Here is an 11,553-nt window from a genome sequence, read left to right on the forward strand (position 1 = left end):
TGTTTGGGTGATTAATATCGTCTTAGAGACAAATAGATCCTATTATTCACGTATTTATCTATAAAATACGAGCATTTGCGGCTAAACTAGCCAGTGCCAAAAATATGACGTTTGCGGTTTTTATTCTGTATCGAGCAGGTCATAGGTCAAGGAGCACTGGAGAGTGGAGTGACAGGAAGTTTGTGCGAAAGAGACTACTCAAGCTTTTAAATTCAGTTGGTTATAGGCATCTTTATGGAAAAAAGTCTTATAGGTCGATTAGCCTTTTGGCAGAAGAGAACAGAACCGACTAGCCTTGGTGTCTATGTCTGCGCCGATAAATTATGGGTTTACGCACCTGCCCAAAAAGAAAATGCTGAGCAGTGGTTACCCTTTGAGCTGAAAGATGAGCACTGGTCATTGGCGTTTGCTGCTGTGGCTAAATCCTTTCCCAATGCACAGTTACAGCTGATTTTGGCTTCAGGCCTTTATCAATTACTGCTGACCGATAAACCGAATGTCGATACTGTCGAGTTATCCCAAGCCTTGTTGTGGTCAATTAAAGACATGGTCACGCTACCTGTACCGCAAATCCATTTGGATTACTTTGAGTCACCCATTCCGAGTAATAAAATCAATGTTGTGGTGGTGGATAAAGCTAAGTTAGTGAGCATGGTGCAGGCCATTCATGAACAAGATTTACAACTTTTCGGTATTAGTATCGAAGAGTTAGCCGTAACTAACCTATTTAATGATGACAACCAAGCGCGTCTGGTAGTAAGCCATAATCCCGGTCAAGAATTGCTACTGACTGTGGTTAAGCAAGGTCAGCTGTATATGCAGCGTCGCGTGCGCGGATTTACTCAATTGGATAAGACTCAAGCGGATGAGTTAAGTTATGGCATGGCAGACAATTTAAGCTTAGAAATTCAGCGCTCTATGGATTATTTTGAAAGTCAATTGAGACAGGCTCCGGTATCTTCTATCGAACTCCTCGCCGATGGTGCCGTGGATACTTTAGCTAAGTTAGTCTCGGCAAACTTCAATCAAGCTGTGAATGTCATTGATAAAAGCTGTGTTGGCGCGCGAATGGCGGGATTAGCCTTTGCTGAATTTTATCGAGGTACTGAGTGATTAAATACCGAGTCAATCTTTACACTCCTTCATTATTGCCCCCGAAGCAAAGATTAACCTTTGCGCGTTTAAGTGCCTACGCCTTGGTTTTTGCGATCTTATTTGCGTTTTTAGGTGGTTATAGCTACTGGCAAGTCAGTGAGTTACAACAGGCCCAGCAGTTGGCTGCCCAACAAAAGCAGCAATTCGATACCCAAAAACAGGCATTAGAAGCACAAATTGCTGCGCGTAAACCCGATGCCGATCTTGTTGCGCGAGTCGATTTAGCGGAACAACAGTTAGAGCTGAAGCAATTACTCATGGGAGAATTGAGTCTTAGGACTTCTTTAACTAGCCGTGGTTTTGCGCCAGTTCTTAAAGATTTAGCCGTCGTGTCGGATGCGAGTGTTTGGCTTAGTCATATCGTCATTAATGAGCAAGATTTTATGTTCGAAGGTTTTGCCGACCATCCTCAAAGCATTCCGCAGTGGATTGGCAAACTTAAAACTACGCAGACTTTAAAGGGGCAAGCTTTCTCGTCGATGAGCATGGATCGCGGTGAAGATAAACCTTTGGCCTTTACCTTGAAAAGCGATAACAAGGAGGAAGCCGCGCAATGAAGCAAAAGTTAGCCCAATTAGGACAACAGTTTGATGCGCTAAGTCGCCGTGAGCGAGTGTTGATCTCAGTCGCCATTCTGGCCGTGGTCGGCATGCTGAGTTATTTACCCTTAGAGTCCCTGTGGAAAACCCATGTGGCTGTTTCACAACAGCTAAAAGCCTTAGAGCAGGAAAACGCGATTTCGGCTCAGCAGATTGACTTGTATCAGCAACGTTTAGCGTTAGATCCCAATCAAGATTACCAACAGCGTTTAGTGTTGTTGCAGCAACAAAATCAAGCCCTAGATGCCCAGCTCGATGAGCAGATGGTGGATATGGTGCCGGCTGACTATATGCCGCAGTTGCTGGGTAATTTACTAGGACAAGTGCAAGGGATTAAATTAATTAAGTTTATGTCGATAGCGCCCATCCCTTTGTTACCTGTGGGTGAAGAGAAAAAACTCAATCTATATAGCCATGGTATTCGCTTAAGTCTAGAGGGCGATTATTTTTCTGTGTTGCGCTTTGTTGAAGCCGTTGAGGCCATGCCAGATAAACTTTATTGGAAACGTCTCGACTATAAAGTCGCGGAATATCCAAAAGCGACCGTTGAGATTGAACTTTATACCTTGAGTATTAATAAGGACTTTATCAGTGTTTCTAAATAAGTCTTATATTATCAGTGTGTTGTTATTGGTTAGTAGCACTATGGTGTCTGCTGAATCGCTGCGCGATCCGACTTTGCCCGGTAAAGGCTTTGCTGTGCAGAGTAATGCGAGTCAAATGCAGGATCAGGCGCTTGTACTTAACAGCATAGTAAGCTCAGGAAACACGGCTTATGCTGTGATAAATAACAAGATATTGTCTGTTGGCGACAGCGTTCAGGGGCTGAGTATCGTTAAAATTACCCCCACTTATGTATCGCTGTCCGATGGACGGAAATTGACATTGTTTCAAGCAATAACAGAGAGATAGGGAATACACCTCAGATGAAAGCGATTAAATACTTTACACCTCTGCTCTCACTTTGCCTTGTGGCGTGTCAGACCACAAATAGGCCACAGCCGGAGGCGAGTAAGGCGGAATTAGCGGCCTCAATGGCGACGGCAACGGCATCAACGACGCCACCGCCTGCGACTATGCCGGATGCGGTTCAGCGGGAATTGAATTCAGGCGCATTGCTATCAGGTTTGACCCCCACATTGGAAACTGAGCGTCGTTTCGATGTATCAGCCCACGATGTTGATGCTAAAGTATTTTTTCCAAGCTTAGTCCAAGGTACACCACTGAGTGTCGCCGTACATCCTGACGTGCAAGGTACGATCTCATTATCCCTTAAAGGTGTGACGTTAACTGAAGCAATTCAAGTGGTTGAAGATATCTACGGCTACGAAGTGAGTCGCGAAGGGCGCATCCTAAGAGTGTTTCCTGCTGGGATGCGTACCGAGACGTTTCCGCTGAACTATCTCTATATGGAACGCGATGGCTTATCTGTGACGTCAGTGAGTTCAGGACGGATTTCGGATAGCAATAATTCCAATAGTAATTCGAACAATAACAATTCAAACAATAGCGGCTCGAATAATAACAATAATTCGAACAGCAGTAATGGCAATAACTCGAGCAGTAATGGCGGTAGCGATAGTAGCAACGGTACTTTTATCCGTTCGCGTACTAAGACAGATTTTTGGGGGGACTTGAAAGAGACATTATCCTCGATAATCGGCGAAACAGGTGGCGGTCGTCAGGTTGTTGTTACGCCGCAGGCGGGTTTAGTGACCATTCGTGCTTTTCCTAGTGAATTACGCCAAGTGCGTACTTTCTTAAATTCCGCAGAAAGTCATTTGCAGCGCCAAGTGATTTTAGAAGCGAAGATCCTCGAAGTCACCTTATCCGATGGTTATCAGCAAGGTATCCAATGGGATAATGTGCTGGGACATGTTGGCAATACGAATGTGAATTTTGGAACATCAGCGGGCCCTGGTTTAAACGATAAAATCACCTCGGCGATTGGTGGTGTGACCTCGCTGAGTATTAAAGGTTCTGACTTTACGACCATGATCAACCTATTAGATACCCAAGGTGATGTGGATGTATTGTCTAGCCCAAGGGTGACTGCATCGAATAACCAAAAAGCGGTGATCAAAGTCGGTACTGATGAGTACTTTGTCACTGATGTTTCATCGACCACAGTAGCGGGCACAACGCCTGTGACCACTCCACAAGTCGAGCTCACGCCGTTTTTCTCGGGCATTGCCTTAGACGTTACGCCGCAAATTGATAGTGACGGCAATGTGTTATTGCACGTGCATCCATCCGTTATCGATGTGAAAGAGCAGACTAAAGACATCAAAGTGAGTGACGCTTCGTTGGAGCTACCTTTAGCGCAGAGTGAAATTCGTGAGTCTGATACTGTCATCCGCGCCGCCTCCGGTGACGTAGTCATCATCGGTGGCTTGATGAAGAGTGAAAACATTGAAGTGGTATCGCAAGTGCCTTTGTTGGGTGATATTCCTTTCCTCGGTGAATTGTTTAAAAACCGTAGTAAGCAGAAGAAGAAAACCGAGCTTATTATTCTGTTAAAACCTACGGTAGTTGGCGTTGATACCTGGAAAACTGAGCTACAACGTTCTAAGACCTTATTAGATCGTTGGTATCCGGAGACAAAGTAAGCTTCTATGTATCAGAAGCATTTTGGCCTAAGCCAACCTCCATTTTCACTGACACCCAATACCGGATTTTTTTTCGGCCTGTCGCCACATGTGGAAGCCTTGCAAGTGTTGCAAACCGCGCTGCAAACGGGCGAAGGCTTTATCAAGGTGACAGGGGAGGTGGGGACTGGTAAAACGTTGATTTGCCGCAAGCTTATCAACGAATTGCCGAGTCAGTTTCATTGCGCATATTTGCCTAATCCTTATCTCACTCCTACTGAATTACGTTGGGCGGTAGCGAGTGAGCTGGGCCTTAAATACACCAGCAATATCGACCAGCAGCAACTCACTGGACTTATTCAACAGCAGCTTTTAGCCTTGAGCGCCCACGGGCACGCCATCGTATTGGTACTCGATGAAGCGCAGGCATTGCCGGACGACAGTCTTGAGGCGCTGCGGTTATTCACTAATCTGGAAACCGAGACGCGCAAATTATTGCAGGTGGTGTTATTTGGGCAACCCGAACTTGATGAAAGACTTAAACGCCAAGAATTCAGGCAATTAAGACAACGTATTACTTTTAGCTATAACCTTCGCCCACTGACATGGGATGAAACCGATGCTTATATTCGTCACAGATTAGCCATAGCAGGGCGTGCGGGCGAACCACTCTTTACATCACGGGAAACACGTCAGATTGCCTATGCGTCCCGAGGGATCCCCAGATTGATCAATATTCTTGCCCACAAAGCCTTGTTACTGAGTTTCGGCGAGGGTGCTACGCGTGTGCAAACCTCCCACGTTAAAGCGGCGATTCAAGACACTGAAGATGCGAGCGTGCGCCGATTATTGTCGTGGAAATGGCTGCCTTTTTTCACTCTGATAACTGTGGTGTTCGGTTTGGGATTACAACACGTTTTGAGGAGTGTTGTATGAGCGTGATCAACAAGATGTTGCAGGATCTCGACAAACGTCAGCAGGGGCACGAACTTAGTAACGTCACTCAACCGCAGGTGCAATATTTAGCTCGCAGGCGTTCATCATCTCACTGGCTGCTGTTCTGTGGTGTGTCACTGCTATTCGGTGGCGGCACGGTTTATGGCTGGCAATTTTTCATGGCAAAGCCTGCGGAAGCGACAGCTTCATCTCAAGCGCAGGAACAACATATATTAACTGCTCAAACTGAGCCTGTACGGATGGAGAGTCTTGTCTCAAACGAATCTTCACCTAACGTCGATGCCGCTGCTGAACCCTTGAAGCTTGCGACGACACAGAAGATTGCGGCAGCGATGACAGCGAATAGTGAAGAGGTTGAACCAAGTGCCACCGAAGTGGCATCGAGTCAGGCACCAGAATTGGGAACCGCAAAAGAGGCTGAATCAGAGCGACAAGCTCAGCCACACTCGCAACCGCGACAAAAACCACAAGCAGACGTGAGCCTTGCACTCGCAGATGACAAGGTCGATACGGTAAGCGAGCCAAGCCACTCGCAGCCAAATCGTGCGACGTCGAGTGTGCGTAGCGCCGAGGTCACTGTAGCTGCGCCCTCTGCGTTAATGATGTCGGAGCGGGCCAGTGTGGCCGCCGATAATGAAGGTCACGCGAGTAATGGGCTTAACGTACAAGAATTTAAAGCGGATACGGGGACTCATCAACTCGCGCCCAAAGAACAAGGGCAAATGGCGATTACTGAGGTGAAGTTAACGCCAAAGCAGCTGGCAAAGAAGCGGTTTACGTTAGCGAGCGAGGCCGAAAGGGATGGCAAGCTCAAAGATGCTATTAGTTATTATGAGCAAACATTAGGCTTTGATCCCAGTATGCACGAAGCGCGCAAGCAATTGGCTGCGCTGCATTATGGTCAAGGTCAATTAGCCAAAGCCAGCGAAGTGTTGCAGCAAGGTATGCTGTTATTCCCGCAGCAATTAGACTTTGCCTTATTGCTCGCTCGGGTTCAGCAAGCCGCTGGTCAGGCTGATCTCGCATTAGTGACGTTAGCTAACATACCTGATACGCATCCGCTGGCGAGACAAAAGTGGATGGCACAATCGGATTTGGCACAAAAGCTAGGGCAGTTTTCCGTTTCGGAACAAGCCTACAGGCAGTTATTACAACAAGAACCCCAACAGGCTAAATGGTGGATGGGACTAGCTTATGCGCTTGATTCGCAGCAGCAATTTACCCAAGCACGCCAAGCCTATCGGACTGCATTAGGCCACAGAGGCTTATCGGCGCAGGCGAGTGCCTTTATCGAACAACGTTTGACTCAGCTAGGAGATAGCCAATGAAACCCAGATTAAAAATGCGTTTGGGCGATCTGTTAGTTCAAGAAGCCATTATTACCGAAGCGCAGTTGCAACAGGCGTTAGGCGAGCAGCGTAATACGGGCAAAAAACTGGGTCGTACCCTCATTGATCTGCAATCGATTACAGAGCATCAGTTGCTGCAGTTCTTGTCGCAACAATTGAATGTGCCTTTGCTCGATATCAGTAAAATGCCAATTCCAGCGGAAGTCGTGCATCTGATTCCTGAGGTGCAAGCCCGACGTTTCCGCGCTTTAGCGGTTGAAGACAGGGGCGATAGCGTACTGGTAGCTATGAGTGATCCAGCCGATTTGCAGGCGCTCGATCACCTCGAAATGCTTATCGCACCTAAGCGTTTGAAGTTAGCTGTAGCGCCCGAGCAGCAACTGCTACAAGCGTTTGATAACTTATATCGCCGTACAGACCAAATTGCTCAGATTGCCGGTAAACTCGAAGAAGAATACGCTGCCGACGAGATGTTCGATTTAGCCAGCCTCACGTCGGGCGATAGTGACAATGAAACCACAGTGGTTAAGTTGCTGCAGTCGATTTTTGAGGATGCGGTGCAAATGCGCGCCTCGGATATTCATATCGAACCCGGTGATAAAGCCTTACGTATTCGCCAGCGTATCGATGGTCAGCTACATGAAACGATTCTGAATGAAGTTAATATTGCTGCCGCTTTAGTATTGCGACTTAAGTTGATGGCGGGTCTCGATATTTCCGAAAAACGTTTGCCGCAGGATGGTCGTTTCCATATGGAAATCAAAGGTCATCATATCGATGTGCGTATGTCGACTATGCCGATTTACCACGGCGAATCTGTGGTGATGCGTTTGCTCGATCAATCGGCGGGTTTATTGACCTTAAACGAAACCGGTATGCCGCCTGCTATTTTGGCGCGTATTCGTAAACAGATCAAACGTCCCCACGGCATGCTACTGGTCACAGGTCCAACGGGTAGCGGCAAAACGACCACCTTGTACGGTATTTTGAGCGAGCTTAATACCGCCGACCGTAAGATCATCACTGTCGAAGATCCGGTCGAATATCAATTGCCGCGGATCAACCAAGTACAAGTTAACCATAAGATTGGCTTAAACTTTTCAAATGTATTACGCACTACCTTACGTCAAGACCCCGATATCATCATGGTGGGGGAAATGCGTGACCAAGAAACCGTGGAGATTGGTCTTAGGGGCGCATTAACGGGTCACTTTGTGCTATCGACCTTGCATACCAACGATGCGGTCACCAGTGCGCTGCGTTTACTCGATATGGGCGCTGCGAGTTATTTAGTTGCTAGTGCCTTAAGGGTGATTATTGCCCAGCGTTTAGTGCGCCGTGTCTGCCATAACTGTGGGGTAGAGTATCAACCGACACCGCAGGAAAAAGCCTGGCTGAGTAGTGTGAGCCGCAAAGATTTTACCCATGCGAATTTTAGGATTGGCACGGGTTGCCAGAGTTGTAATGGCAGTGGTTATCGCGGGCGGATCGGTATTTTTGAAATCCTCGAGCTAGATGAAAAGATGATCGATGCTATGCGTACTGGTAATCCGCAGGATTTTGCCAGTGCCGCGTTGCAGAGCCCTAACTTCACCCCACTCGCTGAGTCAGCTTTGCAATATCTGAGCGAAGGCATGACGACGATTGAAGAGGTCGCTAAGTTGGTGGAAGACGTGAGTGAATCTCAGATACCTTTGTCGAAGGATATTATCAGCCAACAAGGCGTTGAGGCGTAATTATGCCAATTTATCAATACCGTGGACGCAGTGGTCAAGGTCAATCCGTTACGGGACAATTGGATGCCGCGTCGGAAAGTGCCGCTGCTGACATGCTATTGGCGCGCGGCATTATCCCCCTTGAAGTCAAAGTCGCCAAAGTAGTTAAGTCGTTCTCACTGACTAAGTTATTTGGTGGGAAAGTCGCGTTAGAAGAATTACAGATTTTTACCCGACAAATGTACTCCTTGACCCGTTCTGGTATTCCTATTTTGCGGGCGATTGCAGGCTTATCTGAAACGGCGCATTCCCAGCGAATGAAAGATGCGCTTAATGATATTTCTGAGCAGCTCACCGCAGGGAGACCCTTGTCATCATCCATGAATCAACATCCCGATGTGTTTGATTCTTTGTTTGTTTCTATGGTGCACGTGGGGGAGAACACGGGTAAGTTAGAAGATGCCTTCATTCAACTTTCAGGTTATATCGAGCGTGAGCAAGAGACGCGGCGACGAATTAAATCGGCCATGCGTTATCCCATGTTTGTATTGATTGCGATTGCGCTCGCTATGGTGATCCTCAATATCATGGTGATCCCTAAGTTTGCCGAGATGTTTTCTCGCTTTGGCGCCGACTTGCCGTGGGCGACAAAAGTGTTGATTGGCACATCAAATCTATTCGTGAATTATTGGGCGCTGATGTTGGTGGCGCTGATTGGCACTATTATTGGCATTCGTTACTGGCACCATACGGAAAAAGGTGAGAAGCAGTGGGATAAGTGGAAGTTACACATTCCCGCCGTAGGGTCGATTATTGAGCGTTCGACGTTAGCCCGTTATTGTCGCAGTTTCTCTATGATGCTCAGTGCGGGCGTGCCGATGACGCAGGCCTTAAGTTTAGTGGCCGACGCGGTAGATAATGCCTACATGCACGACAAGATAGTCGGTATGCGCCGTGGCATAGAGTCTGGCGACTCTATGCTGAGGGTATCGAATCAGAGCAAGTTATTTACGCCACTAGTGCTGCAAATGGTGGCTGTGGGTGAAGAAACGGGGCAAATCGATCAATTACTCAATGATGCGGCAGATTTCTATGAGGGCGAAGTAGACTATGATTTAAAGAACCTCACCGCGAAATTGGAGCCAATTTTGATCGGTTTTGTGGCCGTGATTGTCTTAGTGTTGGCCTTGGGGATATACCTGCCAATGTGGGATATGCTCAATGTGGTCAAAGGCGGTAAGTAAGCGATATGGATAATATTTATTTCCTATCTTATACGTGGGACTGAGGTTAAATGCAGACTCAGCAAAAGGCTGAAAGCGATCTATTACGTATCTATGGACGCATGATCGCCATTGGAATTGTGTTGGTTATCATGGCGGTGATCGGAGCTAAGTACTTTTTTACGCTACCGCAAATAGCGGCTCGTGGATTGGAAGTGGAACACGCCCGTTTTTTAAATGTGCTGGTGATGGTGCGTTCCCAGTGGTTGTCTTTGGGCAAGCCGGCGCAATTGCAGTTGAACTGGGAGGTATTTGATAATCCCTCCCCAGAAACTGAGTCGAGTGTTGTCGATATCAATGATTTAGGATGGCCACAACCTAAGCACTTAAATGATCAAGGTTGCCAAGATTTGTGGCAACAGTTAATGGGCGCTGAAACTGATAATTTAGGTCTAGAGGCGGATTATTTGGCTAAGGATAATAGCTGCCACTATCGGTCTAAAAATGGCGATAGTTTAGGCTATCAACTGAACTCTGGCAGGGTCATTTTTTTGACTGCTCCGTAAAATATTGTTAACTCAATGGCTTTTTAAAATTGATTTAACTGTTAGAATAAAATTTCTGAGGTCTGGGGACATATATATGAAAACTAAGCAAACAGGGTTCTCATTAATCGAACTTGTGATTGTGATTGTGATTTTGGGTTTACTCGCCGCAACTGCGATCCCACGATTCTTAAATGTCACCGATGATGCTGAAGATGCCAGTGTTGACGGTGTTGCGGGTGGTTTATCGACTGCAGTGAGCTTTGTGCGTTCTCAGTGGGAAGTTGATGGGCGTCAAAATAGCAGCGTTATCCTCGACGGTAACACGGTAAATGTCGATACACGTTTTGGCTATCCAACGGGAACTTCAGTAACCAGTGCGACAGCTATGACAAATGCCAGTTGCCAAGAAGTGTTTAACACTGTGTTGCAGAGTGCTCCACGTAACGTATTATTTAACCAAGATGCACGTAATCAACGTTATACCGCTCGTGTTATTAACGCCGCAGGCGGCAGTGCTAACTCAATTACTGGCGCAGTCGTCGCAGGTTTAGATTTATGTGTTTATCACCAAGTGGCTTCACTGGTGCTAAATCAAACGAATGGTGTACCCACTCCTGCCCCTGATTTAACAACGGTAGGTGCTAAGGGAATAGTGTATAACCCAGGCACAGGCAGAGTATTAAGTTTCACTCAAACACCATTTGTACCATAGGCCGTAATTAATAGTTTTATTTTGTTCATGTTTTAAGTAGCTTAGTTTAAAAGTAATAGAGTCTAAAAGTGACTTAACTTAATTAGTACTCACACGAGTACTCACTTAGAAAGAAAGGTAGTTTTATATGAAAAGACAACAAGGTTTTACCTTAATTGAATTAGTCGTAGTGATCATTATCTTAGGTATTCTTGCTGTCACAGCGGCACCTAAGTTTATTAACCTGCAAGGTGATGCGCGTGTTTCTGCTTTGAATGGCCTAAAAGCCTCAATCCAAGGTGCAAATAGCTTGGTTTATTCTAAAGCGGCCTTGGCTGGAGAAGAGAAAAAAGCAGCAACAGCAACTCCTCCTCCTTCTGTTGATATTGGCACAGGTACTAACGCAGTTACGCAATTTGGCTATCTTCAAGCAACAGAAATTGAGTTGGAGAATGCTATAGAAGTGAGCTTTGATGAAGGAACCAGTGCTACAGATCCAACAGTTGCTACTGACACCGGTGCAGATTGGATTATATTTGAAGGTCAGGGTATTGTGACCATGTGGCAAAAAGGTGCTCCAGCAGAATGTCGTTTTACTTATAAACAAGCAGAAAGTGCGACAGTTGCTCCTGTTTTCTCTGCAATTCCTGATGCTTCTGATTGTTAATATGCATTTATGAAAAGGCCTGCCTAGCAGGCCTTTTTTTTAGATAAAATGCGGTTCTTAC

Annotated in this window: 12 protein-coding genes; all 12 read left to right on the forward strand. The window is 46.4% G+C overall.

Annotated elements, in window-relative coordinates; genetic code table 11:
* The first annotated feature begins 234 nt into the window (after nucleotides 1–234).
* The 12 genes from L5M17_RS13205 (at nucleotide 235) to L5M17_RS13260 (ending at nucleotide 11,492) form a co-directional block, all read left to right on the forward strand.
* Nucleotides 235–1,113, forward strand: a complete 879-nt coding sequence (locus tag L5M17_RS13205; RefSeq protein ID WP_105251268.1) for an MSHA biogenesis protein MshI — start codon at nucleotides 235–237, stop codon at nucleotides 1,111–1,113.
* Nucleotides 1,110–1,712 (forward strand): fimbrial assembly protein, encoded by a 603-nt coding sequence (locus L5M17_RS13210; RefSeq protein WP_263148034.1) that lies wholly within the window; start codon nucleotides 1,110–1,112, stop codon nucleotides 1,710–1,712. Before L5M17_RS13205 ends, L5M17_RS13210 begins: the two co-directional genes overlap by 4 nt.
* Nucleotides 1,709–2,359 carry an MSHA biogenesis protein MshJ gene (locus L5M17_RS13215; protein WP_131523452.1) on the forward strand — a complete coding sequence of 217 codons (651 nt, stop codon included), beginning with the start codon at nucleotides 1,709–1,711 and terminating at the stop codon, nucleotides 2,357–2,359. Before L5M17_RS13210 ends, L5M17_RS13215 begins: the two co-directional genes overlap by 4 nt.
* Entirely contained in the window at nucleotides 2,346–2,666 is a 321-nt protein-coding gene (locus L5M17_RS13220) for an MSHA biogenesis protein MshK (protein ID WP_263148036.1), read from the forward strand. The genes L5M17_RS13215 and L5M17_RS13220 overlap by 14 nt, the downstream gene beginning before the upstream one ends.
* Before the next feature lie 14 nt (nucleotides 2,667–2,680).
* Nucleotides 2,681–4,363, forward strand: coding sequence for a pilus (MSHA type) biogenesis protein MshL (gene mshL / locus L5M17_RS13225; RefSeq protein ID WP_198573054.1), 1,683 nt, complete (start codon nucleotides 2,681–2,683; stop codon nucleotides 4,361–4,363).
* Nucleotides 4,364–4,369: 6 nt separating this feature from the next.
* Nucleotides 4,370–5,278 (forward strand): ExeA family protein, encoded by a 909-nt coding sequence (locus L5M17_RS13230; protein ID WP_263148039.1) that lies wholly within the window; start codon nucleotides 4,370–4,372, stop codon nucleotides 5,276–5,278.
* Entirely contained in the window at nucleotides 5,275–6,627 is a 1,353-nt protein-coding gene (locus L5M17_RS13235; RefSeq protein ID WP_263148042.1) for a tetratricopeptide repeat protein, read from the forward strand. The genes L5M17_RS13230 and L5M17_RS13235 overlap by 4 nt, the downstream gene beginning before the upstream one ends.
* Nucleotides 6,624–8,384 carry a GspE/PulE family protein gene (locus L5M17_RS13240; protein WP_263148044.1) on the forward strand — a complete coding sequence of 587 codons (1,761 nt, stop codon included), beginning with the start codon at nucleotides 6,624–6,626 and terminating at the stop codon, nucleotides 8,382–8,384. Before L5M17_RS13235 ends, L5M17_RS13240 begins: the two co-directional genes overlap by 4 nt.
* A gap of 2 nt (nucleotides 8,385–8,386) precedes the next feature.
* Complete coding sequence (locus tag L5M17_RS13245; RefSeq protein WP_011847942.1) at nucleotides 8,387–9,607, forward strand: type II secretion system F family protein; 1,221 nt, start codon at nucleotides 8,387–8,389, stop codon at nucleotides 9,605–9,607.
* A gap of 50 nt (nucleotides 9,608–9,657) precedes the next feature.
* Nucleotides 9,658–10,152 carry an MSHA biogenesis protein MshF gene (locus L5M17_RS13250; protein ID WP_263148047.1) on the forward strand — a complete coding sequence of 165 codons (495 nt, stop codon included), beginning with the start codon at nucleotides 9,658–9,660 and terminating at the stop codon, nucleotides 10,150–10,152.
* A 76-nt stretch (nucleotides 10,153–10,228) separates the two neighbouring features.
* Nucleotides 10,229–10,846, forward strand: coding sequence for a prepilin-type N-terminal cleavage/methylation domain-containing protein (locus L5M17_RS13255; RefSeq protein WP_105251278.1), 618 nt, complete (start codon nucleotides 10,229–10,231; stop codon nucleotides 10,844–10,846).
* Between the two features lie 127 nt (nucleotides 10,847–10,973).
* Nucleotides 10,974–11,492 carry a type II secretion system protein gene (locus L5M17_RS13260; protein ID WP_263148049.1) on the forward strand — a complete coding sequence of 173 codons (519 nt, stop codon included), beginning with the start codon at nucleotides 10,974–10,976 and terminating at the stop codon, nucleotides 11,490–11,492.
* Nucleotides 11,493–11,553 lie beyond the last annotated feature (61 nt).

The organism is Shewanella sp. SW24 (assembly GCF_025653395.1).
GTDB classification, from domain to species: Bacteria; Pseudomonadota; Gammaproteobacteria; order Enterobacterales; family Shewanellaceae; genus Shewanella; species Shewanella oncorhynchi.

What these genes read in the sequence shown, in the direction of transcription:
- L5M17_RS13205 (WP_105251268.1), top strand. Translation starts at nt 235, where the DNA reads ATGGAAAAAAGTCTTATAGGTCGATTAGCCTTTTGGCAGAAGAGAACA.
- L5M17_RS13215 (WP_131523452.1), top strand. Translation starts at nt 1,709, where the DNA reads ATGAAGCAAAAGTTAGCCCAATTAGGACAACAGTTTGATGCGCTAAGT.
- mshL (WP_198573054.1), top strand. Translation starts at nt 2,681, where the DNA reads ATGAAAGCGATTAAATACTTTACACCTCTGCTCTCACTTTGCCTTGTG.
- L5M17_RS13230 (WP_263148039.1), top strand. Translation starts at nt 4,370, where the DNA reads ATGTATCAGAAGCATTTTGGCCTAAGCCAACCTCCATTTTCACTGACA.
- L5M17_RS13235 (WP_263148042.1), top strand. Translation starts at nt 5,275, where the DNA reads ATGAGCGTGATCAACAAGATGTTGCAGGATCTCGACAAACGTCAGCAG.
- L5M17_RS13240 (WP_263148044.1), top strand. Translation starts at nt 6,624, where the DNA reads ATGAAACCCAGATTAAAAATGCGTTTGGGCGATCTGTTAGTTCAAGAA.
- L5M17_RS13245 (WP_011847942.1), top strand. Translation starts at nt 8,387, where the DNA reads ATGCCAATTTATCAATACCGTGGACGCAGTGGTCAAGGTCAATCCGTT.
- L5M17_RS13250 (WP_263148047.1), top strand. Translation starts at nt 9,658, where the DNA reads ATGCAGACTCAGCAAAAGGCTGAAAGCGATCTATTACGTATCTATGGA.
- L5M17_RS13255 (WP_105251278.1), top strand. Translation starts at nt 10,229, where the DNA reads ATGAAAACTAAGCAAACAGGGTTCTCATTAATCGAACTTGTGATTGTG.
- L5M17_RS13260 (WP_263148049.1), top strand. Translation starts at nt 10,974, where the DNA reads ATGAAAAGACAACAAGGTTTTACCTTAATTGAATTAGTCGTAGTGATC.